Source organism: Pseudomonas simiae, assembly GCF_900111895.1.
In the GTDB taxonomy this organism is placed as follows: Bacteria; Pseudomonadota; Gammaproteobacteria; order Pseudomonadales; family Pseudomonadaceae; genus Aquipseudomonas; species Aquipseudomonas simiae.
In genome coordinates this window covers 1-25,654 of record NZ_FOKB01000011.1, presented here as the reverse complement: position 1 = coordinate 25,654, position 25,654 = coordinate 1, and the positions used below count along the sequence as shown (strand labels likewise).

The window sequence follows — 25,654 nt, the reverse complement described above, 5'->3', positions numbered from 1 at the left end:
CCAATGCATTACCGCCCTTCCAGCAAAGCCCCCGCCTGATCCAGCAACGCCAACGGATCACGTGCCTTATGAATATCCACCGACAATAACTGCCTGAACTTGCGCGCCCCCGGGAAACCGGTGCCCAGCCCCAGGATATGCCGAGTGATATGGTGCATCGACCCACCCGAAGCCAAATGCTCCGCAATATAAGGCCGCAACTGCACCAACGCCTCTGCGCGACTGATCACCGGCGCCTCACTACCAAACAACTGCTGATCCACTTCTGCCAGCAAATAGGGATTGTGATAAGCCTCCCGGCCCAGCATCACCCCATCAAACACCTGCAAATGCTCGTGACACTGCTCCAATGTCTTGATCCCACCGTTGAGCACAATCTCCAGCTCTGGAAAGTCCCGCTTCAACTGAGCCGCCACGTCATACCGCAACGGCGGAATGTCGCGGTTCTCCTTCGGCGACAACCCCTCCAGAATCGCAATCCGCGCATGCACGGTGAAACTGGTGCAGCCTGCGTCCTTCACCGTCCCGACGAAATCACACAACTGCGCATAACTGTCCCGCCCATTGATCCCGATGCGATGTTTCACCGTCACCGGAATCGACACCGCATCGCGCATCGCCTTCACACACTCCGCCACCAACGCCGGATGCGCCATCAGGATCGCGCCGATCATGTTGTTCTGCACCCGATCGCTGGGGCAGCCGACGTTCAGGTTCACTTCATCGTAGCCAGCGGCCTCGGCCATGCGCGCGCAGGCGGCCAAATCGGCGGGGACACTGCCGCCCAGTTGCAGTGCAAGCGGGTGCTCGGCTTCGTTGTGGCGCAGGAAACGGTCATGGTCGCCATGGAGGATCGCGCCGGTGGTGACCATCTCGGTGTAGAGCAGGGCGTGCTTGGAGAGCAGGCGCAGGAAGAACCGGCAGTGGCGGTCGGTCCAGTCCATCATCGGCGCCACGCTAAACCGACGTGACGGCTCTGAGCGGGAAGGGCTAGCTTTTACTGGAGATTCTACTTTTTCGGAATTCATTAATACTGATCTTTTATACAGCGGTTTTTACCCATTTTCCCTTGTTTTCTAGAGTCGGTTGCTACATTGTAGCGATCGAATTCGGCAATGTAGCAACTGGAAATGGGCACGATCACAGCACGTAAGCGCAAGGACAACTCGACAGCCTACACGGCGCAGATACGGATCAATCGGGATGGCAAGACAGTTTATCAGGAAAGCCAAACCTTCGACCGTAAGCAGGTCGCCCAGGCTTGGATCAAGCGACGGGAGACCGAGCTGGCCCAGCCAGGTGCTATTGAGCGGGCGAATCGGAAGGGGGTAACGATCAAGAAGATGATCGAGCAGTACCTGGATGAGTACGAGAAGATCCGGCCGCTGGGAAAGACCAAGAGCGCGACGTTGAGCGCGATCAAGAAAACCTGGCTGGGTGAGTTGGATGATGCAGCGCTGAACAGCCAGAAGCTGGTGGAGTACGCGCAGTGGCGAATGAGCGAGGAAGGCGGCGGGGTGCAGGCACAGACGGTTGGTAATGATCTGTCGCACCTGGGCGCTGTGTTGTCTGTGGCACGACCGGCGTGGGGGTATGAAGTTGATCCTCATGCAATGCCTGATGCTCGCAAGGTCTTGCGCAAGCTTGGCATGGTCAGCAAGAGCAAGGAGCGTAATCGCCGGCCAACGCTCGAGGAGCTGGATAAGCTCATGGGGCATTTTTTCGAGATGCAGAAGCGCCGGCCGGACTCAATTCATATGCCGAAGATGATTGCCTTTGCGCTTTTTTCCACGCGTCGGCAGGAGGAAATTACTCGGATTCGGTGGGAGGATCTCGACTGCGCTCGACAGGCTGTCTTGGTGCGGGACATGAAGAACCCTGGGCAAAAGATCGGTAACGATGTGTGGTGTCATCTGCCGGATGAGGCATGGGCGATCCTATGCACCATGCCGAAAGCTCAGCGAGAGATTTTCCCCTACAACGCCAAGTCGGTATCAGCGTCTTTCACTCGTGCATGTCCGATGCTGGAGATTGAGGACCTGCATTTCCATGATTTGCGCCATGAAGGTGTAAGCCGGCTGTTTGAGATGGATTGGGATATTCCAAGGGTGTCCAACGTTTCTGGGCACAGAGATTGGAACTCCCTGCGGAGATACACACATCTGCGAGGCCGGGGGGATCTATACAAGAGGTGGAAGTGGTTGTCACTGGCCTTGCGATGATGAAATGTAGGAATTTGATGTGTGCGTTCTTGTGATTGCAAAATGCTATCGGTACTAATACCCTGTCCAAAAAACATGGAAGGTGAGGTATGGCTAGGATTAGTTATTTCGAGCACGACGGACATTTTGTAGATTTAATTAAGCCTAGCCAGATTGGTGATGATGAAAATGTCTTCACGGTAATCGTGGGAAAAAATGGCGTTGGCAAAAGTAGATTGTTGGCAGACATCGCTAAAACTGCATCTTTTGAATATGCTTATTTGTATGATTCTAGTGGTACGGGGCTTACGTACTCTTCTCGTAATGGCCCCGATGATGACTCTAAAGTCATAGCTATCTCAACCAGCCCATTTGACAAATTTCCGAGCCAGAAAAGGAAGCTTGGAGCGGATGTTAGGTCCAATTACCGATATGTAGGTATGCGCGGTGAAGGCATGTATCAACCGTCTTCAGCGGTTTCGCTAATCGCATCTGCGTCAAAAGGACTAATAGATAAGTTGTTGGCGAGAGCTGGGTATCATAATTTATTAGCTGTTTTTGATTCATTGAATTTTTATCCGGTTGTGGATTTTGTTTTCAAACCCGGATATATCAGGTCTGGGAAGGATTATGATGAGTATGATGTTAGTCGAGTCATTGATACGAGTTTAGCAATCGACCTGAAATGCATGGAAGGTGATTATGGTATTCAGATTGATGAGCGCTATTTCCAAGTTCTTCAGGATTTACCTGTATCTAAGCGGCATGAAGCCTTTAATGCGATAAGGAAGGTTCATCAGCTTTTTACGAAGCGCAAAGCGATAGAGTTAACAGTGAATTTTTCAGGCGGGTCTGCTTCTCTTGATGGTCGCGCTGCTAATGATACTTATATCGAAGCGATGCTGGTTTTGGTTAATGCCGGTTTAATGCGTTTGATTGATCTCAAGCTAAAGAAAATTGGCTATGGTGAAATGTCACTGAAGAGGGCGAGTTCTGGTGAGCAATGCCTGATGGTTCTTATGCTTGGAATTGCTGGGCATATAACTGACGGGTCTATCATTTTAATTGATGAGCCGGAAATTAGCTTGCATCCTAGATGGCAAGAGCAGTTTATGATGTTGCTAACAACTTCTTTTTCAGCTTATAAGAGATGTCATTTTATAGTTGCTACGCACTCCCCTCAAATTATATCTAGGCTAAGAGATCGTGCGTGTTTTGTTACATCTTTGTCAAAGAATGAAGTTTATCATGCAGAAGAGTTTTATCACCGGTCGGCGGATTACCAACTAGCTGAGTTGTTTGATGCGCCGGGCATGATGAATGAATATATTTCTCGTCTTGCGTTCAACCTTTTAGCAAAGGTTAAGGCTAGTAGATCTGTAGATAGTCGTTCGGCGGAGGATCTTTTCCGTTTGAAGGAGTTGGGTCGTCAGGTCGAGTCAGACGATCCGGTAAAAGAACTTATTATCTCGGTGGCCGAGTTGTGTGATAAATATGCCAATAATTAATGTTCCCGTTGTTCTCAGTGCTGAGGCGCTTGCTGTAATTGAAGAGAAAAAAAAGGAACAAGGCTTCTCACATACTAATTGGAGCGATGCTGAACTGCAGCCTGTGCGAAGTGAAATAAGAAATCATTATCGTGAGGTGCAGCGTTTGGCCTGTGCTTATTGTCAGGCTCCAGTTTCTGCCCGTTCAGCATCTGGTGCGCCCGTGGAGCATATAGTTCCTAAGTCTCAGTATTTGCGGTTTATGTTTGAGCCGAAAAATTTGTGTGTTATATGCCCTGATTGTAATGAGTATAAGAGTAAGAGAGAAGTTTTAGCTGATCCTGTAATGATCGCAGATAGGGTGGGTTATCCTACGGATCGTCTTGCATTTAGAATAATGCATCCTCATTTTGATGTCTACGATGATAATATAATAAAAAGTAATCGTCTATATGTTGAGTGCTCCGATAAAGGGGGGTATACAATATATATTTGCAATTTGAATAGGTTTTATAGGAAGTTTGGCCGGTGTGACGAATTTGTAAATGATGCAGCATTGGTGCAGCAGTCTGAGTTGTTTTACGAAGAGGGCGCGGTCCAGCTTTGAACCAAAGCCCAGCGGAGTAGGCTGGGCTTGAAAGGGTCTAGTGATTTCCAATCAGTTTGTTTAGGTCGTTAACTGCTGATTGTCTTTGGCAGTCTATGTATTCGGCGAGATCTTTTAAATGTATGCCGAGTCCCGCCTTTTGGCTTTCGGCGCCTAAGCGAACGATTGGGATTTTTATTTCACCAGTCATTTGCTTTTGTTTGAATTTTTCTACCGTCAAATTCATATAGTCCGTGCAAACTCGGTTTAGTGGAATTACGGCCTGGCCGTCATATTGCGCCATGAGCAGAAACAAAGTGTTCATGCGGCTTCCTCAATATGGGAGTCAAGGTTTTTATTAGCGTTTGCATATACCAATGCCATCATCGGCCACGGCGACACTGAGTTCCCCACCATCAACACCTGAGTCTTGTTGCTGAACTTCCGGCCGTCGTGCCCTCGATCAATCACGTAGTTGTCGGGGAAGCCCTGCGCACGGTAAAGCTCACGCGGGGTAAGCATGCGCATGCCGATGTCCACGATCACATACGGCGTGCCCTTGATCGTCACCGTGACAAGCGCCAGGCGGTCGCGCGTGGTGATGGTCGCGACTGGGTTGCGCAGGTCGTAGGTGTTGTCGCTGCCGTAATAGCCCATCAGAAAGGCGGCGACCCGCATAGCGCCGGCCTCGACCTCTGGAGCGAGTTTGTACTCAACCAGCGCGTGATGTTCGGCGCCGGCCGTGATGGTCGGTACCAGTTCGTCCATGCCCCTGCCTACGCAGTTCCTGCGAAGTGTCGATAGGTGGGCGGTGACGACTTGCTGCTGACTGCCTGTGGTAGTGAGGGCTGTCAGGGGTTTCACAGGGTGATGCGCAGGTGTCTCGTTGAACTCGCAGTTGTGCTGTGCAACATAGGCTACGGCCAGCGCGAAGTGTCCGCCCTTCACGCCGCTGCAAATTGTGCGCAGGGGATCATCACCTGGCATGTTGCGTTGGCTGCTGCCATTGGCATGTTCGGTGATGAAGGGCGCGAGCTGGGGAGTGACAAGTGCAAAGCCCTGAGCGCCTGTAATGGCCTTTGCTGGGTCGTCCACAGATTGGCAGCGCGCCAGGTCGTTGCCTGTGTGGTTCACGGTGACGATGAACGGGTTCTTGTGCTCGATGACGTAGCGCTTGGCGCCTTTGCGCAGGCGCTCCATCGTGTTGGTCACCAGTGGTCGCTTGACGCCTGCAGCACGGCCTTCTTCCTTGGTAAGGAAAATGCTCGGGCACGGGATCGACCAGTCGATGCAACTGGCGGCGGTGCGGTATGCAGACTGCCCCTTGCCCGGGTTCTTGAAGTGAGTAGGTTCTGGCCAGCGCAAAGGCTGTCCGTCACGGCGGGCGATCTTAAACAGGCGTTCGCGTGTAGTCGCCGCGCCGAAGTCGCAGGCCTTGAGCTTGCCGTACATCAGGTCGTATCCCATGGACCGCAACAGGCTTATGAAGCGGCGCCAGGTTTGGCCTTTACGTTTCGGGTCGGGCACTAGGTACTGCTCTTGCACCGGCACTCGCTCGCCGGCAGCGGCGACAGTCAAATCCCGGCGGACCACTCGGCCAGTAACTGGGCAGCGCTTGGCGATCAGCGGGCCCCATTGAAGGATCTGCACTACGTTTTCCATGGTGATCATGCGCGGACTGACCTGGCCGGCCCACTTCAGGATGACCCATGACTGCGAGCGGCTGGTAGTGCTGCGCGCCTGACCGCCAGCTGCAAGGCTGTGGTGGGTGCATTCAGGGCTGGCATGCAGGTGGGCAACTGGGCGGCCGCGAGTTGCCACACGCGGGCACACGTCGTAGACGTCGGTGATGTAGTGCTCGGCGCTTGGGTGGTTTCGCTTGTGCATGCTGATCGCGTCGGGGTTGTGGTTGATGGCGATGTCGACCGGCATGCCGGTGCCCATCTCCTGTCCCATGGTGGCGCCACCACCACCGGCGAAAAGGTCAACGCGGATCTCGCCGGCGAAGTCGAGACCGAATTGGGTTTTGACGGCTGATGTGATTGGGGCTGGATTGAAGGCAGTCATACCCGTTGCTCCCTGACATACAGCGGATCCGCGCCGATGAACACTTCTTCCGGTGCCTCCGGCCACTCCTCGCGGATAGTGTTGAACTCGCCTTCGTTCCAGATTCGAAGGAAAGTCATGCCCTCTTCTGCAGAGAGAGCGAACTGGATTGCTGCTATCGATGCTTCGTTGTCTGCATGACTGGCTGTGCCACAAGGCGAGCGTGTGTAGAGCGGGACTTTGTATTTTGATACTGCTCCAGAGCGGACCACGGCGTGTCGATCTGTACCGCCTTGTATGTACTCAAGATCCTTCAGGCCGATATGGCATATTGGTTGTGCATCGACCTGAGTCTCGTTGTGGACTCCATTTGAATCAGTCAGACGGAATCCAGCTGCATGGATTCGCCCAGCTGTCTGACGGCCCACTCCGTGGATGCTCATCAGCGCTTTGAGTTCGGCTTTATACCCCACGGCAGGCTGCGCGGGCAGGCGTTCCTGAGCGTTCAGCGTTGCATCAGCGAGCGCTGCCCCGCGCAGCTTTTCGTGGGGTATAAGTGCCTCGGCGGTGGCGCTGGAAGGAGCAATAATGCCTGCTGCTGCGCAGCAGAGACTGTTTGTTTCTAGCGTGTCGACACTGTCTGCAGCGCAGAGCAAAGCGGGCAGAGAAGGGAAGTTATCCTGTTGGTTCTTCATGCCGCTTTCCTCCGGTGTTCGATAGCGAGTTGGTCCATCAGGCGCTGGTGGTAGGTGAGCCGGGCTTCTGCGGCGGACCATGGGCGGATGGTTTCAACCATGGGTTCGATGCCGACCAAGCAATCCCAGATGGCCGGATCGGGTGGCATCAGGTCACGGCGTTCGGTCGCAAGTGCAATCAGGTCGGCCTTGTAGATGCAGGCGGGGAGTTCTGGGGCGATGTCGAACCGTTCGCACACGCGCCACCAGATACAGTCCTCGAAATGCTGGTAGGCGCTAATCCACTGCTTGAGTGGTCGCGTCATGTCACCCACGTACGCCTCGGCGGCGTCGTGAAGTAAGGCCGCGAGTTTGTGTTCTTCCGGCACCAGCTCGGCGACGATGCAGCTGTGTTGGGCCACGCTGTAGAACTCGCGGGTGTGGCCGTTGAATCGGCACAGGTGGGCCAGTGCGTGCGAGATGTCCCGTGGGGCGATCATGTCGGCGTCAGGCTCGAACAAGTCGAAGCGTTTTCCGGTGGAAGTGAGGATCCAGTTCATGCGGCTTCCCTCACTAGGTCGGTCAGCAGCAAGGCGTCGTCGGTCGCCTTGTGCAATTGGTGCAGAGCCTCATAGCCGATTAGGGTTTTCAACTGGCGGTCGAACTCTTTGCTGTAGCGTCTTAGAGCGCGCAGTTCCTTGGTGGCCTTGGCATGTTGCTGCTGCAGTGTGCCGGCGGCTTGGGGTGTTAGACGAAGTGTTGGGATGGCCTGGCTCATGCGGCGTCCTCCTGAAAGAAGGAATCCAGCCCAGCTGCCATGCTCAGGGCTTTGTCGCGTAAGGCGAGTGCTTGCGTTGCTTGGCTTTCAGATTTAACAGCTCGGAAGGTATCAGCTGCTAGCTTGAGCTTTTCAGCTATGGCGAGAAGGTCAAGGCGGTCTTGTGGTTCCCGGTACAAAATGTGTTCAAGACGCTGGCAACGCGTCGACATCTTTTCGATAGAGGTTGCATACGCGGCTGATGCATTGTCCTGACCCATGGTGAAACCGTCAGAGTGGCCGTCTTCGTAACCTTCATTTTTACCGTCAGTGAGGCCGCCCCGGTAGCCGACCCAGTAGAGGATCGCGGCGGCGATAATGATGCTGATCAATGCGCAGATTTGAATTGCAGTCATGTGGTGTGCTCCTGGTAGTTACGTTGGCTGGTGGTGGCAGCCGTTGGAGTTACTGGTCTAGCTCGGTTGAGTCGTTTTGCGGTCGTGGCATGTCCTCGTCTGCCTTGTAGGCGCGGATGTCGATCAGTGCTGCGACGTGTTTGATGTGGACATACCGCAACGCCTTCAAACTGTGATCCAGTGTGGTCACCGGCAGCTGAATCCGGCCGCTGTTGATCGCCTCGGTGAAGGTCTTTTCGTTGAGGTTCTTGAAGTAATGCACGCGCAGCTTTTCCAGGGGGATGAGCACGTCGCCGAAGAGTTGGTGCAGCATCTCAACGGTCGCGCTATCCGGTGCCGGTTGCAGTCGTAGCGGCGTTTGACTGTTGTTGCTCATGGGCGGCGGCCTCCTTGCGTTTGAGTCGTGAAGGGTGGTTCCAGGCATTCAGGCAATGGCGTTTGGTCAACTCCCGCAGATGCTCCGGCACTTCGAGGAGCGCGGCGTTGCGCTCCTCGCGTGTGCGCATGGCGACGATCTGGCGGGCGTACTCCCTAGGCCACGTCACGGTTGTCTGCCGGGATGGCAGGCAGGTCGAGGCCCAACTGCTCCGCGAGCCAGCGGATGCCGGCTTGCCGGACCTTGGTCGATTGGCTGTACTGCATGCCGGCGGTTTCGTGGAACCAGTTGCTGTCCTTGACTCGTAGGTACTCGCGATCCCGCACCGGGAAGGCTGGTAGATTGCGGTCGGTGAGCAGGCCCTTTTCACGCATGAGTGCGATCAGCTTGGGGCGAGTGAGGCCGAAGTATTTCGCGGCTTTTTCCAGGCTACGTTCCATGTCGTCCTCCTAGGCTGCGTGCGCGGCGGGTGTCGCCACGGCAGCCAGGTGGGTGATGGATTCGGCCACCATGGAGTAGATCTCCACGTCGCTGCCGTACACCGTGAAGCACTTAGTGCGTGGCTTCTTGACGCCGATGCTCATGATCGTGGTGATACCCGTGCGGGTTTTGTTGCGGTGGATTGCCAAGTTGATCGGTTGCTCGAAGCCCATATCGAGGCTGATGGCACCGCCGGTTTGCACCAGGTCGAACACCTGCTGCTTGTGTTCGGTCTCGAATCTGCCGTAGCGGCGGTCCGCGTGTGGCAGAGAGGATGGATCGGTTGGGTTGGTTGGCCCGTTGACGATCTCCTCAATGAAGTCCGCAAGCTTGAGGTGCATCTTCTTTGTATTGGTCAGGGTCAGCGTGTGGCGTTCGCTGCCCAGTTCAACGGTGAAGTGCGTGTCGACTTTGCGGCGCTCGACGTTCAGGCGAAAGGCCAGGGTGTCACCCTGTGTTTCGGCGCGCAGCAGGTGGTTGAAGGTTTGGGTCAGGCTGACCTGGGCCTTGAGCAGGGTCAGGGTACGGTTGTCGAGCGTGTACTTTTTCATGCCGCGTGCCCTCCGCCGTTTGGATCGAAGGGGGCGGGTGCGTAGCGCTGGCTCAGCTTGGGTTTGGACGCGATGAAGACGCAGCCGCAGTCTTGTGCCAGGCGGCGAATTTCGAAGATGCGGGAGGGGTTAGCAGCGGCCGGGTGGACGTGCAAGGTGGCTGTGGTGTGCATGGTGTTGCCTCGCTCTGTGGTGGAAGAGTGAGTCAGAATATCAACTGATGGTTGCTGAAAGTCAACAACCGATGGTTGATATTTTGTTTGTTCTATATGATCGCGATAGATTGCTGGAGGCGTATGGCCATTAATCGGCATCTCAGTCATCAGAGGGATGCCCAAATCTGCATTCGAGGGGAGGGCTTAGGATGGGCTGGCCGGGTGAGCAATTATTGTCGAGACTTTGGGAGTCTCTAGCCGATAAAGGTGTGGGGTCTTTACTCAAACCGGGGCAAATGCGGAGGGAGGGTCTTGTGCATCTTGAGTTAAAACGTGCTGAGTTATTAAGTCTCGCTCAAACAGAAAGAGATGCAGAAGATATTAAAAGCGGTCGAAAAGATATATCTGAGTTATCAATGAGTCTAGGGTTGGCAAAAGAGGCGACATTGAAGCCCTTGAGCGTCGAAAGAAAAGAACCAGTTTTGAATATTCAAGATGCATTGAAGTATGGGCGGGAGTTTGTTGTAAGTGACGCTGTACGTCGTGAAATAAATACGTCTGGATCGATAATCTTTGCTGAAGAAGCATTGTGTAATGATAGCGATCCTGCGCCTGATTCTAAAGTTGACGACGACTGGCTGTATAGGTGGAGAGATTACACAGGTGAAGTGTCTGACGCTGACCTGCAGAAAATATGGGGGCGATTGCTTGCCGGTGAGATAAAAACACCAGGCACCTATTCTTTAAGATGTTTGGATTTTCTTAGAAATCTTTCCCAGGCAGAAGCTGAATTAATTGCTAAGATTTCGGCGTCAGTAACCAATGGGTTTATTTGGCGGCCAGACGATAATATTTATCCTATCTCATTTGATGAGGTGCTTACGCTTCAGGAGATGGGGTTGTTAATAGGTGCCGACTCTATTGGTCTTAACTTCACTCTGAGTAAGAATGTCCAGCCGAATGGCAGTTGGTTATCCATCTTGCACTCTTACGAGAAGTGTTTGATTGTTCGGGGTGAACCCGATACTTATGAGAGTTTACTTCAGATAAATGTTATTTCTGTCTCGGGGTTAGGAAGGCAAATCTTAGGTCTTGGAGACTTCAAAGCGGATTCGGCTTATCTCCAAAAGTTTGGCAAGTATATTTCTTCGTTAGGAGCTAAAGTTTCTATTGCAACTAGTGCTCCATCTGCACCAGGATATGTGAGTTGGAAGGATGAAAGAATAGTGGTGTAATCATTCTGGAATAAATGAGCCAACAACTTTTCCGCAGATGTGAGTCTCTTCCGTAATATCGATGATTGGGTATTGCGGATTAATTGGTCTCAAGAATTGCCGTCCCGCATCCTCTACTAAAATTTTGAATGTGGCTTCATTGGTGCGGGGGACTCTAGCGATCACTCGATCCCCTGTCTTTGTTTCAGCTTCTGGATCAACGAAAATTATGCATCCTGTCGGGTAACTACGACCTGGCCCAGGATTTGTCATAGAGTCTCCAAGAACTTTCAGGGCATAACCACTTTCGCTGATTGGAACAGGGCATGACAGCCAAGACTCGCCATCATTTTGCTCAAAATTCGCCTCGCACCATGCGCCGGCTTGTACCCAAGAAATCAGCGGGACTTTGCCAAAGCGTCGCGTCACCTCATGGACGTTGTTTTCGATTACATCGTTAAGTGGGCGAACGTTACTATTAATCGTCCGCTCTTTGGGAGGCACACCATATTGCAGCCATTCTCTTCGCACTTTTAGCCACGTACACAGCACAGCCATGCTGTCTGCCTCAGGGATAGATTCGCCATTAAGCCACTTACTTATCGCCTGAGTGCTTTTCTCGAGCCCGACTTTAACTAGGTGCTTATGAATGTCCACCCCCCGTCCCCTGGTGCGTACACCGGCATCGTCGAGTGCTTCGTGAAGGCGCGCCGTGAAAGCTGCCCGTAGCTCGTTCTTATCAACCATGAGTTGATACTCTCACAGGGGTTGCGCAATAGTCAGTTGATGTTAATATCAACCGCGAGTTGATAAATGGAGGTTGCCATGTTGGACCCCGCAGATTTTCCGAACGCCATCGCGTTCGCATTTGAAGCAGTAGGCGGCATTGGTGCCGCCGCCAAGGTGTGTGAAAGGAGTTATCAGGCGCTCAATAAATGGCGCTTGGCTGCCAGCCTTCCTCGCACCGATTACACCGGTGAAACCCACTATGCAAAACTTTTAGCGACCGCTGCTGAGCAGAAGGGCAACGCGTTTGACGCTGCCTGGTTGCTCAATGCATCGGCCCCGCAGAAAGCTGCAGCGTAGATAGAAAAAAGGCGACCCAAGGGCCGCCCAGTTCCTCCCGGCACACACCACCACAGTGCTGTCGGGTCGCGACGAAGGTAGGAGGGCACACCACATGCAAACCACCTCCCTTTATCGCGATTCCAAGACACGGATGTCTTGGGTTGCTGCCTTTTCCACCACAGATTAGGCAGCTGTTGCGCCAGAGGTGAGCAACGGATTGTTCGCCTCGGCACGGTGCCGGTTTCGATCCCTAGATCTAGCCGGCGTTTGGGCCCTTTCAAGCCACGCGGCAAATGTAACACCACTGCATGTCGCGGGGCACTGGCAACTTTGTAGGATTAATGCCATGAGCCGAGTAGCTTTAAGCTGTGTTGAGAGAGCGCAAAAGGAAGTCCTGACGCTCGAATTAGCCCTGTACCACGCCGCACGGGACTATCCCGGCGGAGCCGCTGCAATCGCCGCCACCACCGGTCGAAATGCCACCACGCTGCAGCACAAGTTGTCTCCCACCCATCCCTCACACACCGTCAACATCCAAGAGTTCGGCGAGATCCTCGAACTGACCAAGGACCGTCGCATTCTCGATGCGGTGCATGGTCTTGTCGGTGACACGATCTGGCAGGAGCTGGCCGAGGCGTATACCAACGACATGCCTGAAACCCTCACCACGGGGATCGCGCAGTTCTTTCGGCAGGTTGCGGATTTGTCCGAGACCTGGGCCAAGCACATTGGCGACGGCAAGGTCGATGACGGCGAGCTGGCCGAGATTCGCCAGTTGGTGTTTCGCGGTATCCAGGGGTTGTTGGGCATGTACAACCGCGCCCGCTACGTAAACCAGACGACTCGTGGGGTGGAACGTGGCTGATATCGCTGACTTTGCAAATGACCTAGTGCAGGAACGGATCGATCAAGCCGTGGCTGCACGCTTGGCGCTGATGTCCAGTACGGCCCAGCACTCCCTGATGTTCTGTGATGAGTGCGACGAACCTATTCCTGAGGCGCGCCGCTTGGCACAACCCGGTTGCACGCTGTGCATTGGGTGTAAAACCGCTGATGATCTGAGGTCTTCCCGTTATGCTCGATGACGTGCTCAATCAGTTCGCGGACTACGGTCTCGAGCCTGTTCAACCCCTCGTATTCGGAAAACTCACCCGCTGCAAAACTACCCAGGATAAGGGCAAGGAAAAGAACGGCTGGTACGTCATTCACGAACACCGCACCGAAAAGAACGAGACGCTGATCTTCGGCAGCTTCGGTGACTGGCGCTCCGGCGACACCCAGAAGATCAAGGTCAAGGCCGGGCGCATGAGCCCGGAAGAGCGCGAAGTCATGCGCGCCCGCCAGGAAGACGCCAAGCGCAAGGCCGCCGAGATCGCGGCCAACGCTTCACGTCGAGCGGCCAACCGTGCCGCCGGCCTGTTCAAGCGCATGCCCGAAAAGGGCAAGAGCGCCTACCTGGATCGAAAGCAGATCGTTGGCTTCAAGGTCCGCTATGCGCCACGTAGCGGCGCTTTTTTGGTACCCATGTGCAATGTGCGCGACCAGATCGTCGGCCTGCAGGTGATCTTCCCCGCGAAGCAAGAGGACACCGGTCGGGACAAAGCGTATTGGCCATACGGCATGTCGAAGGAAGGCGCCTTCCACCTGATCGGCCCACACCCTGAACCCGGCGAGCCAGTGCTGGTGTGTGAGGGCTACGCCACTGGCGCAAGCCTGCACATGGCGACTTCGCTGACCGTCGCCATCGCCTTTGACGCGGGCAACCTGCTGCCGGTCTCCAAGGCCATGCGCGAGCGTTTCCCCGGCTGCCCGCTGATCATCTGTCGCGATGACGACTGGAAGACCAAACGCCCCAACGGCGATCCCTGGAACCCAGGCGAAGAGAAGGCCAACAACGCTGCGCTGGTTGTCGGCGGCCAGGTGGTTGCCCCGGTGTTCTCCGGCGAGCGCGAGGTCAAGTGGACCGACTTCAACGACTTGCACGTCGCCGAAGGTTTGGAGGCCGTCCGCCGCCAGGTGCTGGCGGTGGTAAAGCCTCCTGCAGCTGGCGGTTGGAAAGACCAACTCGCCCGCACCGAGAACGGCTCCCTGATCGCGCACATGCAAAACGTCGAGCTGATCCTGGGCAACGACGAGCGCTGGGCCGGTGTCATGGGTTACAGCGTGTTCAGCTCCAAGATCGTCAAACTGCGGTCTGCCCCCTTCGGTGGTGGTGCCGGCGATTGGGCCGATATCGATGACATGCGGGTTATGAAGTGGCTCGCGCAGCAATACAACCTGCGGGTCAAAGCCTCCCATGTGATCGAGGCGGTCAGCGTGGTTGCCCACGACCATGCCTTCCACCCGGTGCGCGAGTACCTCGGGAAGCTGGAGTGGGACCGCGTGCCCCGTATCGAAACCTGGCTGACCGACGTGCTGGGCGTTCATGCCAGCGAGTACTCGGCGAAGGTCGGCAAGCGCTGGCTGATCTCTGCGGTCGCTCGGGTAATGCGCCCAGGCTGCAAGGCTGACTCAGTGATGATCCTCGAAGGCGGGCAGGGTGCTGGTAAGTCCACGGCCATGGGCGTCCTCGGCGGTGAGTGGTTCATGGATACTCCTTTTGCCCTCGGCGACAAGGACAGCTTCCAGGCGATTCGCGGGAAGTGGATCGTCGAGCTGGGCGAGCTTGATAGCTTCAACAAGGCTGAGAGCACGAAGGCCAAACAGTTCTTCTCCGCATCCACTGACACCTACCGCGAAAGCTACGGCCGCAGAACGAATGACGTGCCACGCCAGTGTGTTTTCGTGGGCACCACCAACCAAGAGGAATACCTCAAGGACGCCACGGGCAACCGTCGCTATTGGCCGGTGTTCTGCAACAAGGTCGACCTGGAGCAACTGCGCGAGATCCGCGACCAGCTATGGGCCGAGGCGTTGTTCTGCTTCGAGGCGGGCGACATCTGGTGGGTGAACAAGGACGAATCCAAGATGTTCGCCGAGGCCCAGGACGAACGCTTTGTGGTGGACGAATGGGAAGGACCAATCCTGGCCTGGATGGAAGAGTCGCAGATCGGCGAGACCGCCACCGGCAACGAGATCCTCACCCAAGCGCTCAAGCTGGACTTCGGTCATTGGGGCAAACCCGAGCAGATGCGGGTCGGGGCGATCATGCATCGGCTGGGTTGGCGCAAGCGGCGCATGCCGGCATTGCCCAAGAGCGGGGTGCGGCCATGGGCCTATGAAAAGCCTGCGGGCTGGGGGCGTGGGTCTGCGTTGCAGCAATCGGTGATCGAGGAGCCATGCTTCGATGATTAAGCGAATCGACGAGATGCTCAAACTATGGGCGCAGGATCTGCACTCACCCATGCCGGAAAACATGGGAGGGCCGAGTGGCGGCAACATGATCGCCATGCTGATGGAGTGCAAGGGTGAGCTGATACGTGGCACACGCGGCAGTCGGGTGCTGCTGGATGAATCGGCCGACATCGAGCTGATCGTCAACAAACACTTGCCGCCGCAGCTGTCGGTCGTCGTGCGCGAGCACTACTGCAACCACGAAAGCTTCCTCTCGCAGAAGATGCTGCATTGCGGTTGCAGTGCGCCGACCTATTACCGGCGCCTCCACGAAGCCCACGTCTCCATCGACGGCATGCTGATGGGGAAGGCTGCATGACCCTCGGCGTCACTGCGCGTGCCTCTGTCCTACTGTCCGCCCTTGTCCGACTGCCATTTAGCGCAGTTGGACAGGCGCAGGCCGCGCCCTTGTTGACCTGTCCTACTGTCCAACCTCCACTCGCCCCACGCACACATGAGCATAGCGGGCACGTAATCGCGCCCATGGCGCGCACGCGTGCTTTTAGCTTTCTCTCTATACACAAGAGAAAAGTAAAAAAGGTAGGACAGTAGGGCAGAGCCCCGTATTCAGGCGCCTGTAGCTGTCCTACTTCGATTCAGAATAGTGGGACAGGTCAGACAGGGCATCAGAAGCGATAGCCGATTGAATGCGTTGTCCCTCCGTTGCACCTGCGTCATACCCATGTCGCACCCGTATTGCTCCATGGCATTAAAACCCGCTTGCTGCCATGATAATCCACCTGTAAAAAGTACCCATCTTCGATAGGTGCGACCGCAAGCAGCGGGACACACCACCACACTGAACCCGGCCATTGCGCCGGGTTTTTGCGTTTATGGGGTAGGGCGATGACGAACGAGCAGCAAGCGCTTATTGAGATGCCGGTCTGGATGGTGATCCTACTGTCCTTGGTCGGCGGGATTTCCGGCGAGGCATGGCGGGCCGACAAGGCGGGGGTGAGCGGTTGGTCTTTGGTTCGCCGCTTGCTGCTCCGCTCCGGGGCCTGCGTGGTCTGCGGGCTTTCCACCATGATGTTGTTGCACGCCTCGGGCATGTCGGTGCTGGCGGCGGGGAGCATTGGATGCCTTACCGCGATGGCCGGCGCCGATGTCGCCATCGGCTTGTACGAACGCTGGGCCGCCAAGCGGCTGGGCGTGTGCGATGTGCCGCCCTCGGGCAGCGGTCAGGCATGATGTGCTGGAGGCCACGGAATACGTGGCCTACACCAAAATGAAGCGCCGAAAAGTCGCCGGGGACCCTGGGGGCATTCGAGGGACACGGGGCATGAAACCCGCGGGAAAGTGTTAGCGAACAGTTCACCAGCTTAGTGAACCGAGGTGAACAGGTGAACTACTCCGGATTCATTGGTGAACAGGAGATTCCATCATGACCGTAATTAGCAAAACGGAGTTTGCGGCACGACGTGGCTGGGCCAAATCTTATGTTTCCAAGCTGGCTAATCAGGATCGCCTGGTGCTGACCGATGACGGCAAAGTAGAGCTGGAAGCTACCGAGGCATTGCTGGCGGAGTCGGCGGATCCCAGCAAAGCCGCTGTCGCCGACCGTCATAACCGGCTTCGTCTTGAGCGAGAGGCGAAAACAGCCGCCGAAGAACCTGCGGTGCCGCAAGTTGGGCAAGCGGTAGACTTTCAGAAGTCTCGCGCTCTGCGAGAGCACTACCTTGCTCTTCAGGAGCAAGACAACTATCGCAAACAACAAGGCACCCTGGTGGATCGCGAAGCAGTGGAAACAGGTGCCTACAATGCGGGCCGTCTGTTGCGTGATCAACTGCTTGGGATGCCCCCAAAGCTTGCCCCAGAGCTGGCTGCAATGACCGACCCTTGGGTAATCGAAAGGCATTTGACAGCTGCCATCCGGCGTTCGCTGGAGGACGCTGAACGTATGTCTACTTCTGACCTTGAACATGCACTAACCATGAGTTAACCCCATGCACACGGAAATTCCTGATGGTGCAGAGGTGTACCGTGAGGCGTATTTCCGTGGGCTCCAGCCCGATCCGGACGTCTGGATTGACCAGTGGGCTGACGAATACATGCGGATCCCGCGTGACTCGGGTGCCGCTGAGCCAGGCCAATACCGAACCTCGCGTACACCTTATGCTCGCGAGCCCATGCGTTGCCTTTCGCCGGCTCACCCATGCAAGCGCGTGATAACGATGGTCGCTTCCCAGTTAATGAAAACGCAGATCGGATTGAACTGGATGGGCGGCTTAATCCATATGGCGCCGTCCAACATTCTTGCGCTGCTTCCCAGCCTAGGACTGGCGAAACGGGTGTCGTCTCGGATCAGTAAAACTATCAAGGCCACTCCCGTGCTACGCGAGCGTGTTGCCTCCAGCCGGTCGCGAGATTCACGAAACACCATGGACACCAAGGAGTTCGAGGGCGGCTCGCTGTATGTCACCACTGCGGGCTCTGCGGCCAACTTGGCCGAGTTGTCGGCGCGCTACATCTACGGCGATGAAGTTGATCGCTGGGAGGTCGACGTGGGCGATGAGGGTGACCCTATCGAACTAGCGGAAACGCGGGGTAGTACTTTTGGCCGCAACGCAAAGTTCTATTTTTCGAGCTCGCCGACGATTAAGGGCGCGTCACGCATTGCCGATCTGTTTGAATCCAGCGACCAGCGTTATTACTACGTGCCATGCCCCCACTGTGGCCACATGCAGGTGCTTCAATGGGAAAACCTTCTCTACTCAGCCGACTTTAGCTTGGTGCATTACAAATGCGCTGCGTCCGGTTTGGACTGCGATGTGTTGATCGAAGAGCACTTCAAGGGACAGATGTTAGCCAAGGGTGAATGGCGCTCCCACACCCAAGGCGATGGTGAGACCGTGGGATTCCACCTCAATGCGCTGTATTCGCCGCCGGGGTGGATGGATTGGCGGTCGCTGGCTAAGCAGTTCGAAAAGGCCAAAAAGGCTCAGGCTAAGGGTGACCTTGAACCCATGCAGGTGTTCTACAACACTCGTCTGGCAAAGGTCTGGGACAGTGCACAAGAGCAGACGAAGGCATCGGTCCTGATTGAGCGGGCTCGTAGGGAGGGTTTCTCCCTCGGTGCGGTACCTGCTGCTGTGATGATGATCACTGGCTCTGTCGACGTGCAGGCTGATCGCCTGGAATTCATGGCAATGGGCTGGGGTGTCGGCATGGAGCGCTGGGTCATCGATCACCGAGTAATCGCCGGTGACCCATCAGATGAGCGTACCTGGGCTGTCCTCGACGAGCTGCTCAAGGAGCGCTATCGACACCCTTGCGGCGTTGGCCTGGGCATTCTTGCGGTTGCTGTCGACTCCGGTGGCCATCACACGGATGAGGTGTATCAGTTCTGCCGCGTACGGCGTTGGCGCAACATCTTCGCCATTAAGGGCGCGAGCAAGCCCGGCAAGCCGGTGATCGCTCAGCGGCCTTCGATGGTTGATGTGACCTGGAAAGGACAGACCGAACGCGGTGGCGCAGAGCTGTGGTTTGTCGGCACCGACACAGCAAAGGACTGGATCTACAACCGCTACCCGTTCGAATCCGGGCCAGGCGCACTGCACTTCGCCAACGACTTGCCGGACGAGTTCTTCGCCCAGTGCGTGGCCGAGCGCAAGGTTGCCAAGTATGTGCGGGGCCACAAGCGTATCGAGTGGATCAAAGGCAAGGCCGAGCGCAACGAAGCGCTCGATCTGATGGTGTACAACCTGGCGATGGCGCATTACCTCGGCATCAACCGTTACCAGGAGCACGACTGGGAGCGGGTGCGGAACTCGCTGGCCCAGGCCGGTTTGTTCGATGAAAAGGTGGTCGAAGCCGAACGTGTCACGGTCGCCGAGCAGGCTCCCGAGATACCGAAGCCTGCACCGCAACCCGTCGCCCAACCGCGACCCGCTGCACCCCCACAACGCCGCAGCTCCACCAGCGGTTATCTGAAGAGACGCTGATATGTCGTTTACCCCAAAGCACCTCGAAGCCATCGAGCGCGCCATCGCACGCGGTGAAAAGACCGTGCGCTACAGCGACCGCACGGTGGAGTACCGCTCCATCGACGAACTGCTCAAAGCCCGTGACGAGATCCGAACGTCACTGATCAACGCTGCCGGACCGCGCTCTCGCGTGATTCGACTTACCCACGGAGGCAAGGGACTCTAATGGCCCGACATTATCCGACGCTCACCCGTAATGGATTCTTGCTGCCGTCGAACATCAAGGCCAGTTACGAAGGCGCCGGGGAGGGCCGGCGCTCGGCCAGTTGGGAAGCCAGCGACAGCGGCATCAACAGCATCAACACTCCAGCCCTGCGCAACCTGCGCGCTCGCTCGCGGGCGGCGGTGCGCAATGATCCGTATGCGTTCAATGTCATCGACAAACGCGTCAGCAACCTGATCGGCACCGGCATCACGCCTAGGCCGACGACGGATGACGCGGCACTGCGCAAAATCAAGCAACAGCTGTGGGATGACTGGGTGGATGAGGCCGACGCCGACGAGCTGACGGACTTCTACGGCATGCAGGCCCTGGTGGCGCGCACCGTGGAAACGGCCGGAGAGTGTTTTGTGCGGCTCAGGCCGCGCAGTCCGAGCGAAGGCTTGGCGGTGCCTCTGCAGCTGCAGGCGCTGGCCCCTGAGTTTGTCCCACACGACAAGTTCGAGACCGCCAAAAACGGCAACGTGATCCGCGCCGGGATTGAGTTCAACCCGGCCGGAAAGCGAGTGGCGTATTGGATGTACCTCTCGCACCCACGGGATTCGTCGTCGTTGAACACCGGCTACAACCAGCTGGTACGTGTACCAGCGGCGCAGGTACTGCATATCTTCGAACCGATGGAGCCCGGACAGTTGCGCGGCGTGCCGCGTTTGGCCCCGGTGTTGAAGCGCCTACGCAGCCTGGATAACTACGATGACGCGGTGCTGTTCCGTCAGGAAGTGGCGAACCTGTTTGCCGGTTTCATCAAGCGGCCATCACCGGAGATGGGGCAACAACCGCGTGACCCTGTCACGGGGCAACTCCTGACCACCGACCGCGATGGCTTCACGCCGATGGTCGCCCTGGAGCCCGGCACCATGCAGGAGCTGGGGCCAGGTGAAGAGGTGGAGTTCTCCAAACCACCTGACGCCGGCAATAACTACCCGGACTTTATGCGTCAGCAGCTGATGGCTGCGGCGGCAGGGTCGGGCACGCCGTACGAGATCCTCACCGGCGACATGCGGGAGGTCAACGACCGGGCGCTGCGAGTGGTGCTCAACGAGTTCCGGCGCCGTCTGGAGCAACTGCAATTCGGCGTGTATGTGCATCAGCTGTGTCGCCCGGTGCGAGCTGCCTGGATGGACATGGCGGTGCTGTCTGGCGCCCTGGTGCTGCCGGACTACGCGCAACGTCGGCGTGAATACCTGCGCACGCGTTGGGTGCCGCAAGGGTGGGCCTACATCCAACCGGTGCAGGACGTGCAGGCGCGGCGGATGGAAGTACAGGCGGGCTTTGCCTCACGCAGCGAGATGGTGCTGCGTACCGGCTACGACGCTGAAACGGTCGATATGGAAAACGCTGCTGATCTCGTCAGGGCCACGGACCTTGGCCTCCACTACACGACTCTTGAAGCCATCGAGGTGATCGATGACAAGGAACAACCATGAGTAAAAAAGTTAAACCCCGCGTTTATGACAAGGCGGGCAAGCAGGTAAAAGTCGCCGATAAAAGCTGGTACACCTTCCAGGCCAGCGGCGAAGCCGAGCAGCGCAACATCGAGATATTCGTCTATGGCGAGATCGGCGCTTGGGGCGTCACCGCCAATCAGTTCGTGCAGGATCTGCGCGCTATGGATGATGGTGCGTCACCAGTGATCGTCGCGTTCAACAGTATCGGCGGTGACCTGTTTGATGGCCTGGCGATCCACAACGCGCTGTCGCGATTGGGCGAGCGCTGTACCGGGCGCATTGATGCGCTGGCAGCCAGCGCCGCAAGTGTCGCGGTGTGCGGCGCTCACCGGGTAGTGATCGCGGCCAACGCCATGTTGATGATTCACAACCCCTATACCTTTACCGGTGGCGATGCCGAAGACTTCCGCCGCGTCGCCGATGTGCTGGACCAGACCCTGGAAGCGATCATCGCGGCTTACAAAGCCAAAGCGCCGGATATCGATGAGGCGGAGCTGCGGCGCATGGTCAACGCCGAGACCTGGCTCACTGCCAATGAAGCGGTAGCGTTGGGTCTGGCTGATGAGGTGGGTGACGGCCTAAAGGTCAGCGCCTGTCTCGGACAGGGCAGTGTGTTGCAGCGCTTCCAGAATGCCCCGCCCGAGCTGCTCGCCCAACTAGATGAGGAGCCTGAAGTAGAACCGCCTGAGCCAGATCCTGCCCCTGTGCTGAATGCTGCCAAGTTGGCGCTGATGATCACGCAGGGATGTGCAGCGGCCGGTATCAGCAACCTGGTGGACCCGATACTCGCTGCGACGAAGCTGGAAAGCGAAGCGGTGATCCAGGCAGCTCTGAGCAATGCAAAAGCCTTGCACGGCCTCTGTGTCGCGGCACGACTGCCAGAGCTGACCTGCGAATTCATCACGGCGGGCTTGGATGAAGCTGCAGTTCGTGCGCGGCTCTTCGACAAGCTGGTCGGCAGTGGTGGCGGGTTTGAAATCAACAACAGCCTGCCGCTGGACGATGATCCAGCCCCAACGATCAAGGCCAAACAGGTCGACACTCACTCAATCTGGGCAACCCGTCAGGCGGCGCAGAACGGTAACTCGAAAGGAGCAAGAGCATGAAAATTGAATCGATGCACGCAGGTGAGTTCCTGCTGTCCGAAGGCGCTGGCACGATTTCCCGCGAAGCTATCAACGTCGCTGCCGGCCCTGCGTTGGAACCTGGACAGATCCTCGGTTTGGTCACTGCTACTGGTGAGTTCGCGCCATATAACCCCACAGCTGAAGACGGTAGCGAGAACGCCCAGGCGATCCTCTTCGGACCATTAAGCATGTCGGACGTGGTGCGCCGAGGACGTGCGGTGGTGCGTCTGGCGGAGGTCAGCGAAGCACACTTGACCGGCCTGGACCCCGCCGCTGAAAAAGCGCTGAACGCTCGAAACGTGATCGTCCGCTAGGCGAATCGTTCAACCCCTTCAACCCGCATTTTGCGGGTTTTTTGTTTTCTGGAGACATGTTTCATGGCTGACATTCAAATCTTCAATGACGATGCGTTCTCGGTATCTTCGCTGACCGCCGCAATCAACGAACAGGAGTACGTGCCTGGACGTATCGGCAGCCTGGGTTTGTTCCAAGAGGAGGGTATTACCACCCTTACGGTACAGATCGAAAAGGACGGTGACACCTTGGCATTGGTGCCGGCGGGTGAACGGGGTACGTCCGGTCTGGTGGTCGGTGGTACCAAGCGCACGCTGATTCCTTTCAATACCGTACACCTGCCACAACGCTTCACTATCAAGGCTGATGAGATCCAGGGCATTCGTGCCTTCGGCACGCGTTCCGAGCTTCAGTCGGTGCAGGACGTGGTCAACAAGCGACTGGCCAAGGCTCGTCGACAGTTAGACGTTACTCACGAGTTTCAGCGCCTTGGTGCGCTTAACGGCAAAATCTACGATGCGGATGGCAAGACTGTGCTGCTCGATTTGTATGACCGTTTTGGCGTTAAGCGAAAGTCGTTGTCGATGGGCTTGGTCGGTGAGACGAAGTCGTTTCGCGTGCAGTGTGGTGAGGCATTGGATATGCAAGAGGACGCATTGGGCAGCGTGACCCGCAGCGGCTCTCGTGCTTTCTGCGGTAAGAATTTTTGGAATGCGCTTTTGGAAATTGAGGAGGTGAAAAAAACTTACCTCAACACCCAACAAGCAGCTGCTTTGCGAGGTGATGCTCGTGAAAGTTTCGACTACGGTGGCATCACCTGGGAGCGTTATCGCGGCAAAATCGCCGGGATGACCTTTGTGCACGATGACAAGGCGCTGCTGATCCCTGAAGGCGTACCGGACTTGTACATTTCGGTATTCGCACCGGCCGACTACATGGAAACAGTCAACACCGAAGGTGTTCCGTATTACAGCAAGATCGAGCCACTGCCTTTCAACAAAGGCATGGCCGGTGAAGCTCAGTCCAACCCGCTGCACATGTGCACGCGGCCCTTGGCGCAGATCCTGCTGGACATGTGACCGTGGCCTTCCGCGATCTGATCGACGATATCGACGATGTGGTCTTCGAGACCTTGGGCGACAGTGCCCAGATCGAAGGCCGCGCCGAACCGGTGTTGGGCATGTTCTCGGCACCCTGGAAGCAACCCGCGTTCGGCAAGGTCCACTCCGCCATACGCGAGCCTCGCTTTGAGATCCGCGTTAAGGATTCGGAAGGTCTCATCAAAGGCCTTCGGGTCACGGTCGACGTGCCGGCACTAGATGGTGGTGGCGAATACGACCTGCTGCACCTGGAGCCCAACGGCAATGGACTGGTGGCCCTGATCTTGAGGAAACGTGCATGAGCGTCGGCAGTTACGTACATAAGACGCGAGACAGCGGGATGCTCAACATCCAGCCGTCAGCGGTGCACTCCCAGGCGTTACGCGAGTTCGGGCAGTTAGTGCCCAAAGCTGCTGCAGCGGCCCAGCGTCGAGCAATCAATAAGACGCTGGGCAGGCTGCGCACTCACATCGCCCGAGCAGTTGGTAAGCAGGAGCGGATTGCCATCGGCGCCGTCCGGCAACGCCTTCGGGCGTACCCGGTCAGCGGCGGGGCGATGCGCGGCAAGTTGTGGTTCGGGGTCAACGCAATCGAGGCCAGTCGGATCGGGAAGGCTCGGCAAACCCGTGCCGGTGTGTCAGTGGCAGGGCGACGTTACCAAGGCGCGTTCTTCAAGCAGGTGTATGGGGGCAGCCCTGATATCTGGATCCGCACGTCGAGCAAGCATTTCAACGCCACGGACTACCCAGGCAGTACACAGGGGCGGCGCAGCTCTGGCTTCATCGCGGAAAGCGATAACCGCTTTCCGCTGGCGAAAGCCAAGGTGTCGCTTGACCAAGTGCGACCGCACTTCGATAGCTGGGTCAAACGCGCCGATGAAATCCTGCTGGAGATCCTCAAGCAAGAACTCAACTTTGAACTGCAGAAGTACCTCAAGGGGGTCGCCCGTGTCTGATCAGCCTTCCAGCCTTGACCAGTTGTATGGGGCCATCGAGCAGCATCTGCAGGAACATCTACCGGGGATTCAGGGCGTGTCGTTCTGGCCGGATCTGTCGGCGGAGACCACCCTCCCAACGCCCGTGGTGCTGCTGGAAATGGCCGAGATGGAGCCGGCGCAGGACACCGGTACCGGTGAAACCTCGCTGACCTGCAAGTTCGAGGCGCGAATCATCGTCGACTCGATCAGCACGGACCCTCAACGGCAAGCTGTGCAGTTGGCGTCTCAATTGGCGGTAGTTTTGCGGGGGCAAAGCTGGGGCTTGGAGGTCGACTGCGCGCAGTTCGTACGCTCCACCCAGGACTGGACCAAGCCCGAACTGGACGGCTACTTCGTCTGGCTGGTGGAGTGGGATCAGACCATTTACCTGGGCGTCGAGGAGTGGCCGTGGCCGGATGAACCGCCGGGTTCTCTGGTCATCGATCTGGGGCCGGGTGTTGGGCAGATCAAGCCGGAGGAACTGCAATGAGTTACGCCACAGCTCAGCATGATCGGATGATCGCTTCCACGGTGATGCCCTGCGTTGTTGTGGCGGTAGATTTGCCTGCCGCCATGGTGCGTGTGCAGTCGGGCGAATGGACCAGCGCCTGGGTTCGCTGGCACAGCCAGGCGGCTGGCAAGGCGCGCCACTGGCGAGTGCCGAGCCTGGGCGAGCAGGGCGCGCTGATCAGCCCTAGCGGCGAGCCGGCGATGGGCACGTTCCTCCCCGGTCTGTACGGCAATGCCGGCGCGCAACCGGACAACCGTGACCATGTCGAGGTTTGGCGGTTCGACGATGGCGGCTCCCTGGTCTACGACTGGGAGGCCCACAGCTACACCATCGACCTGCCGGCCGGCACCGTCACGGTCAAGGTAGGTGGCTCGGTGCTTGAGATGACACCGGACAGCACACGACTGGTATCGGGCGCGATCAACCTGGTGGGCACCATCACCATCGACGGTACAACCCAGATTAACGGCAAGTTGAATACGACCGGCGACATCAACAGTGCTGGCAAGGTCATCGACGTCGGCGGCAACACGCCGAACCATAAACACTGATCCCGACCCGCCTAGTGCGGGTTTTTCGTTTTAGGAGCATCCATTGATGAGCAGGAACAAACCCGACAGCCAGGACGAGATTGGGCCAGGCCGCGTG

34 protein-coding genes are annotated in these 25,654 nt (G+C 56.9%); 21 read left to right on the top strand and 13 right to left on the bottom strand.

Annotation, left to right across the window (positions count from 1 at the left end; translation table 11 throughout):
• Positions 1 to 8: 8 nt before the first annotated feature.
• Positions 9 to 1,028, bottom strand: a complete 1,020-nt coding sequence (gene dusA, locus BMZ57_RS25525; RefSeq protein ID WP_069673296.1) for a tRNA dihydrouridine(20/20a) synthase DusA — start codon at positions 1,026 to 1,028, stop codon at positions 9 to 11.
• A gap of 102 nt (positions 1,029 to 1,130) precedes the next feature.
• Between dusA and BMZ57_RS25520 the strand changes: the two genes are divergently transcribed.
• From BMZ57_RS25520 to BMZ57_RS25510, 3 genes are all read left to right on the top strand, one after another.
• Positions 1,131 to 2,222 carry a site-specific integrase gene (locus BMZ57_RS25520; RefSeq protein ID WP_069673295.1) on the top strand — a complete coding sequence of 364 codons (1,092 nt, stop codon included), beginning with the start codon at positions 1,131 to 1,133 and terminating at the stop codon, positions 2,220 to 2,222.
• Positions 2,223 to 2,311: 89 nt separating this feature from the next.
• On the top strand, positions 2,312 to 3,709 hold the full coding sequence (locus BMZ57_RS29880) for an AAA family ATPase (protein WP_069673294.1): 1,398 nt from the start codon (positions 2,312 to 2,314) through the stop codon (positions 3,707 to 3,709).
• Positions 3,696 to 4,295 (top strand): HNH endonuclease, encoded by a 600-nt coding sequence (locus tag BMZ57_RS25510; protein WP_074900692.1) that lies wholly within the window; start codon positions 3,696 to 3,698, stop codon positions 4,293 to 4,295. The genes BMZ57_RS29880 and BMZ57_RS25510 overlap by 14 nt, the downstream gene beginning before the upstream one ends.
• 37 nt (positions 4,296 to 4,332) lie before the next feature.
• Here the strand turns inward: BMZ57_RS25510 and BMZ57_RS25505 are convergent, their stop codons facing one another.
• The 11 genes from BMZ57_RS25505 to BMZ57_RS29375 are packed head-to-tail and all read right to left on the bottom strand — an operon-like array spanning position 4,333 to position 9,897.
• On the bottom strand, positions 4,333 to 4,599 hold the full coding sequence (locus BMZ57_RS25505) for a pyocin activator PrtN family protein (RefSeq protein ID WP_069673293.1): 267 nt from the start codon (positions 4,597 to 4,599) through the stop codon (positions 4,333 to 4,335).
• A complete protein-coding gene (locus tag BMZ57_RS25500) occupies positions 4,596 to 6,341 on the bottom strand; it encodes a DNA cytosine methyltransferase (protein WP_069673292.1) in 1,746 nt (581 codons plus the stop codon). Before BMZ57_RS25500 ends, BMZ57_RS25505 begins: the two co-directional genes overlap by 4 nt.
• Positions 6,338 to 7,015: a hypothetical protein gene (locus BMZ57_RS29875; protein ID WP_254668496.1), complete on the bottom strand. Its 678-nt coding sequence runs from the start codon at positions 7,013 to 7,015 to the stop codon at positions 6,338 to 6,340. Before BMZ57_RS29875 ends, BMZ57_RS25500 begins: the two co-directional genes overlap by 4 nt.
• Positions 7,012 to 7,554, bottom strand: a complete 543-nt coding sequence (locus BMZ57_RS25490; RefSeq protein ID WP_069673291.1) for a phosphohydrolase — start codon at positions 7,552 to 7,554, stop codon at positions 7,012 to 7,014. Before BMZ57_RS25490 ends, BMZ57_RS29875 begins: the two co-directional genes overlap by 4 nt.
• Complete coding sequence (locus BMZ57_RS25485; protein ID WP_069673290.1) at positions 7,551 to 7,772, bottom strand: hypothetical protein; 222 nt, start codon at positions 7,770 to 7,772, stop codon at positions 7,551 to 7,553. The genes BMZ57_RS25490 and BMZ57_RS25485 overlap by 4 nt, the downstream gene beginning before the upstream one ends.
• Positions 7,769 to 8,167: a FliH/SctL family protein gene (locus BMZ57_RS25480; RefSeq protein WP_069673289.1), complete on the bottom strand. Its 399-nt coding sequence runs from the start codon at positions 8,165 to 8,167 to the stop codon at positions 7,769 to 7,771. The genes BMZ57_RS25485 and BMZ57_RS25480 overlap by 4 nt, the downstream gene beginning before the upstream one ends.
• Positions 8,168 to 8,216: 49 nt before the next feature.
• The gene (locus tag BMZ57_RS25475; protein WP_069673288.1) at positions 8,217 to 8,543 is read right to left on the bottom strand and encodes a pyocin activator PrtN family protein; all 327 of its coding nucleotides are present in this window, start codon (positions 8,541 to 8,543) and stop codon (positions 8,217 to 8,219) included.
• On the bottom strand, positions 8,494 to 8,673 hold the full coding sequence (locus BMZ57_RS28965; RefSeq protein ID WP_083266269.1) for a hypothetical protein: 180 nt from the start codon (positions 8,671 to 8,673) through the stop codon (positions 8,494 to 8,496). Before BMZ57_RS28965 ends, BMZ57_RS25475 begins: the two co-directional genes overlap by 50 nt.
• Before the next feature lie 25 nt (positions 8,674 to 8,698).
• Positions 8,699 to 8,983 (bottom strand): phage antirepressor KilAC domain-containing protein, encoded by a 285-nt coding sequence (locus BMZ57_RS25470; RefSeq protein WP_069673287.1) that lies wholly within the window; start codon positions 8,981 to 8,983, stop codon positions 8,699 to 8,701.
• A gap of 9 nt (positions 8,984 to 8,992) precedes the next feature.
• Complete coding sequence (locus BMZ57_RS25465) at positions 8,993 to 9,574, bottom strand: hypothetical protein (RefSeq protein WP_069673286.1); 582 nt, start codon at positions 9,572 to 9,574, stop codon at positions 8,993 to 8,995.
• Positions 9,571 to 9,897: a hypothetical protein gene (locus BMZ57_RS29375; protein WP_139136482.1), complete on the bottom strand. Its 327-nt coding sequence runs from the start codon at positions 9,895 to 9,897 to the stop codon at positions 9,571 to 9,573. The genes BMZ57_RS25465 and BMZ57_RS29375 overlap by 4 nt, the downstream gene beginning before the upstream one ends.
• A 41-nt stretch (positions 9,898 to 9,938) precedes the next feature.
• On the opposite strand from BMZ57_RS29375, the gene BMZ57_RS25460 reads away from it, so the two are divergent.
• The gene (locus BMZ57_RS25460; RefSeq protein ID WP_083266268.1) at positions 9,939 to 10,964 is read left to right on the top strand and encodes a DUF2806 domain-containing protein; all 1,026 of its coding nucleotides are present in this window, start codon (positions 9,939 to 9,941) and stop codon (positions 10,962 to 10,964) included.
• Here BMZ57_RS25460 and BMZ57_RS25455 read toward each other — a convergent pair whose 3' ends face one another.
• Positions 10,965 to 11,690, bottom strand: a complete 726-nt coding sequence (locus BMZ57_RS25455) for a LexA family protein (protein WP_074900687.1) — start codon at positions 11,688 to 11,690, stop codon at positions 10,965 to 10,967.
• Positions 11,691 to 11,768: 78 nt separating this feature from the next.
• Here BMZ57_RS25455 and BMZ57_RS25450 point away from each other — a divergent pair, with 78 nt between their 5' ends.
• The 17 genes from BMZ57_RS25450 (at position 11,769) to BMZ57_RS25370 (ending at position 25,557) form a co-directional block, all read left to right on the top strand.
• Positions 11,769 to 12,029 carry a hypothetical protein gene (locus BMZ57_RS25450; RefSeq protein ID WP_069673285.1) on the top strand — a complete coding sequence of 87 codons (261 nt, stop codon included), beginning with the start codon at positions 11,769 to 11,771 and terminating at the stop codon, positions 12,027 to 12,029.
• A gap of 328 nt (positions 12,030 to 12,357) precedes the next feature.
• Positions 12,358 to 12,876: a phage regulatory CII family protein gene (locus BMZ57_RS25445; protein WP_034106750.1), complete on the top strand. Its 519-nt coding sequence runs from the start codon at positions 12,358 to 12,360 to the stop codon at positions 12,874 to 12,876.
• Positions 12,869 to 13,096 carry a TraR/DksA C4-type zinc finger protein gene (locus BMZ57_RS25440; RefSeq protein ID WP_074900684.1) on the top strand — a complete coding sequence of 76 codons (228 nt, stop codon included), beginning with the start codon at positions 12,869 to 12,871 and terminating at the stop codon, positions 13,094 to 13,096. Before BMZ57_RS25445 ends, BMZ57_RS25440 begins: the two co-directional genes overlap by 8 nt.
• Positions 13,086 to 15,305, top strand: coding sequence for a VapE domain-containing protein (locus BMZ57_RS25435; RefSeq protein WP_069673284.1), 2,220 nt, complete (start codon positions 13,086 to 13,088; stop codon positions 15,303 to 15,305). Before BMZ57_RS25440 ends, BMZ57_RS25435 begins: the two co-directional genes overlap by 11 nt.
• A complete protein-coding gene (locus tag BMZ57_RS25430; RefSeq protein WP_069673283.1) occupies positions 15,298 to 15,663 on the top strand; it encodes a PA0613 family protein in 366 nt (121 codons plus the stop codon). The genes BMZ57_RS25435 and BMZ57_RS25430 overlap by 8 nt, the downstream gene beginning before the upstream one ends.
• Before the next feature lie 527 nt (positions 15,664 to 16,190).
• Positions 16,191 to 16,535 carry a phage holin family protein gene (locus BMZ57_RS25425; protein WP_069673282.1) on the top strand — a complete coding sequence of 115 codons (345 nt, stop codon included), beginning with the start codon at positions 16,191 to 16,193 and terminating at the stop codon, positions 16,533 to 16,535.
• 193 nt (positions 16,536 to 16,728) lie between these two features.
• Entirely contained in the window at positions 16,729 to 17,286 is a 558-nt protein-coding gene (locus BMZ57_RS25420; RefSeq protein ID WP_069673281.1) for a terminase small subunit, read from the top strand.
• A 4-nt stretch (positions 17,287 to 17,290) separates the two neighbouring features.
• Entirely contained in the window at positions 17,291 to 19,288 is a 1,998-nt protein-coding gene (locus BMZ57_RS25415; protein ID WP_069673280.1) for a phage terminase large subunit family protein, read from the top strand.
• A 1-nt stretch (position 19,289) separates the two neighbouring features.
• Positions 19,290 to 19,496 carry a phage head-tail joining protein gene (locus BMZ57_RS25410; RefSeq protein WP_069673279.1) on the top strand — a complete coding sequence of 69 codons (207 nt, stop codon included), beginning with the start codon at positions 19,290 to 19,292 and terminating at the stop codon, positions 19,494 to 19,496.
• A complete protein-coding gene (locus BMZ57_RS25405; RefSeq protein ID WP_069673278.1) occupies positions 19,496 to 20,977 on the top strand; it encodes a phage portal protein in 1,482 nt (493 codons plus the stop codon). The genes BMZ57_RS25410 and BMZ57_RS25405 overlap by 1 nt, the downstream gene beginning before the upstream one ends.
• Entirely contained in the window at positions 20,974 to 22,104 is a 1,131-nt protein-coding gene (locus BMZ57_RS25400) for a head maturation protease, ClpP-related (protein ID WP_069673277.1), read from the top strand. Before BMZ57_RS25405 ends, BMZ57_RS25400 begins: the two co-directional genes overlap by 4 nt.
• On the top strand, positions 22,101 to 22,439 hold the full coding sequence (locus BMZ57_RS25395) for a head decoration protein (protein ID WP_069673276.1): 339 nt from the start codon (positions 22,101 to 22,103) through the stop codon (positions 22,437 to 22,439). Before BMZ57_RS25400 ends, BMZ57_RS25395 begins: the two co-directional genes overlap by 4 nt.
• Positions 22,440 to 22,502: 63 nt before the next feature.
• Positions 22,503 to 23,498 (top strand): major capsid protein, encoded by a 996-nt coding sequence (locus BMZ57_RS25390; protein ID WP_069673275.1) that lies wholly within the window; start codon positions 22,503 to 22,505, stop codon positions 23,496 to 23,498.
• A gap of 2 nt (positions 23,499 to 23,500) precedes the next feature.
• Entirely contained in the window at positions 23,501 to 23,821 is a 321-nt protein-coding gene (locus tag BMZ57_RS25385; RefSeq protein WP_069673274.1) for a head-tail joining protein, read from the top strand.
• Positions 23,818 to 24,474 carry a hypothetical protein gene (locus BMZ57_RS25380; RefSeq protein ID WP_069673273.1) on the top strand — a complete coding sequence of 219 codons (657 nt, stop codon included), beginning with the start codon at positions 23,818 to 23,820 and terminating at the stop codon, positions 24,472 to 24,474. The genes BMZ57_RS25385 and BMZ57_RS25380 overlap by 4 nt, the downstream gene beginning before the upstream one ends.
• Entirely contained in the window at positions 24,467 to 24,985 is a 519-nt protein-coding gene (locus tag BMZ57_RS25375; RefSeq protein ID WP_074900681.1) for a hypothetical protein, read from the top strand. Before BMZ57_RS25380 ends, BMZ57_RS25375 begins: the two co-directional genes overlap by 8 nt.
• Complete coding sequence (locus BMZ57_RS25370; RefSeq protein ID WP_074900677.1) at positions 24,982 to 25,557, top strand: phage baseplate assembly protein V; 576 nt, start codon at positions 24,982 to 24,984, stop codon at positions 25,555 to 25,557. Before BMZ57_RS25375 ends, BMZ57_RS25370 begins: the two co-directional genes overlap by 4 nt.
• Positions 25,558 to 25,654 lie beyond the last annotated feature (97 nt).

Bases quoted from the DNA above. Each gene is read 5' to 3' on its own strand.
- dusA (WP_069673296.1), bottom strand. From the start codon at position 1,028: ATGAATTCCGAAAAAGTAGAATCTCCAGTAAAAGCTAGCCCTTCCCGC.
- BMZ57_RS25520 (WP_069673295.1), top strand. From the start codon at position 1,131: ATGGGCACGATCACAGCACGTAAGCGCAAGGACAACTCGACAGCCTAC.
- BMZ57_RS29880 (WP_069673294.1), top strand. From the start codon at position 2,312: ATGGCTAGGATTAGTTATTTCGAGCACGACGGACATTTTGTAGATTTA.
- BMZ57_RS25510 (WP_074900692.1), top strand. From the start codon at position 3,696: ATGCCAATAATTAATGTTCCCGTTGTTCTCAGTGCTGAGGCGCTTGCT.
- BMZ57_RS25505 (WP_069673293.1), bottom strand. From the start codon at position 4,599: ATGAACACTTTGTTTCTGCTCATGGCGCAATATGACGGCCAGGCCGTA.
- BMZ57_RS25500 (WP_069673292.1), bottom strand. From the start codon at position 6,341: ATGACTGCCTTCAATCCAGCCCCAATCACATCAGCCGTCAAAACCCAA.
- BMZ57_RS29875 (WP_254668496.1), bottom strand. From the start codon at position 7,015: ATGAAGAACCAACAGGATAACTTCCCTTCTCTGCCCGCTTTGCTCTGC.
- BMZ57_RS25490 (WP_069673291.1), bottom strand. From the start codon at position 7,554: ATGAACTGGATCCTCACTTCCACCGGAAAACGCTTCGACTTGTTCGAG.
- BMZ57_RS25485 (WP_069673290.1), bottom strand. From the start codon at position 7,772: ATGAGCCAGGCCATCCCAACACTTCGTCTAACACCCCAAGCCGCCGGC.
- BMZ57_RS25480 (WP_069673289.1), bottom strand. From the start codon at position 8,167: ATGACTGCAATTCAAATCTGCGCATTGATCAGCATCATTATCGCCGCC.
- BMZ57_RS25475 (WP_069673288.1), bottom strand. From the start codon at position 8,543: ATGAGCAACAACAGTCAAACGCCGCTACGACTGCAACCGGCACCGGAT.
- BMZ57_RS28965 (WP_083266269.1), bottom strand. From the start codon at position 8,673: ATGCGCACACGCGAGGAGCGCAACGCCGCGCTCCTCGAAGTGCCGGAG.
- BMZ57_RS25470 (WP_069673287.1), bottom strand. From the start codon at position 8,983: ATGGAACGTAGCCTGGAAAAAGCCGCGAAATACTTCGGCCTCACTCGC.
- BMZ57_RS25465 (WP_069673286.1), bottom strand. From the start codon at position 9,574: ATGAAAAAGTACACGCTCGACAACCGTACCCTGACCCTGCTCAAGGCC.
- BMZ57_RS29375 (WP_139136482.1), bottom strand. From the start codon at position 9,897: ATGACTGAGATGCCGATTAATGGCCATACGCCTCCAGCAATCTATCGC.
- BMZ57_RS25460 (WP_083266268.1), top strand. From the start codon at position 9,939: ATGGGCTGGCCGGGTGAGCAATTATTGTCGAGACTTTGGGAGTCTCTA.
- BMZ57_RS25455 (WP_074900687.1), bottom strand. From the start codon at position 11,690: ATGGTTGATAAGAACGAGCTACGGGCAGCTTTCACGGCGCGCCTTCAC.
- BMZ57_RS25450 (WP_069673285.1), top strand. From the start codon at position 11,769: ATGTTGGACCCCGCAGATTTTCCGAACGCCATCGCGTTCGCATTTGAA.
- BMZ57_RS25445 (WP_034106750.1), top strand. From the start codon at position 12,358: ATGAGCCGAGTAGCTTTAAGCTGTGTTGAGAGAGCGCAAAAGGAAGTC.
- BMZ57_RS25435 (WP_069673284.1), top strand. From the start codon at position 13,086: ATGCTCGATGACGTGCTCAATCAGTTCGCGGACTACGGTCTCGAGCCT.
- BMZ57_RS25430 (WP_069673283.1), top strand. From the start codon at position 15,298: ATGATTAAGCGAATCGACGAGATGCTCAAACTATGGGCGCAGGATCTG.
- BMZ57_RS25425 (WP_069673282.1), top strand. From the start codon at position 16,191: ATGACGAACGAGCAGCAAGCGCTTATTGAGATGCCGGTCTGGATGGTG.
- BMZ57_RS25420 (WP_069673281.1), top strand. From the start codon at position 16,729: ATGACCGTAATTAGCAAAACGGAGTTTGCGGCACGACGTGGCTGGGCC.
- BMZ57_RS25415 (WP_069673280.1), top strand. From the start codon at position 17,291: ATGCACACGGAAATTCCTGATGGTGCAGAGGTGTACCGTGAGGCGTAT.
- BMZ57_RS25410 (WP_069673279.1), top strand. From the start codon at position 19,290: ATGTCGTTTACCCCAAAGCACCTCGAAGCCATCGAGCGCGCCATCGCA.
- BMZ57_RS25405 (WP_069673278.1), top strand. From the start codon at position 19,496: ATGGCCCGACATTATCCGACGCTCACCCGTAATGGATTCTTGCTGCCG.
- BMZ57_RS25400 (WP_069673277.1), top strand. From the start codon at position 20,974: ATGAGTAAAAAAGTTAAACCCCGCGTTTATGACAAGGCGGGCAAGCAG.
- BMZ57_RS25395 (WP_069673276.1), top strand. From the start codon at position 22,101: ATGAAAATTGAATCGATGCACGCAGGTGAGTTCCTGCTGTCCGAAGGC.
- BMZ57_RS25390 (WP_069673275.1), top strand. From the start codon at position 22,503: ATGGCTGACATTCAAATCTTCAATGACGATGCGTTCTCGGTATCTTCG.
- BMZ57_RS25380 (WP_069673273.1), top strand. From the start codon at position 23,818: ATGAGCGTCGGCAGTTACGTACATAAGACGCGAGACAGCGGGATGCTC.
- BMZ57_RS25370 (WP_074900677.1), top strand. From the start codon at position 24,982: ATGAGTTACGCCACAGCTCAGCATGATCGGATGATCGCTTCCACGGTG.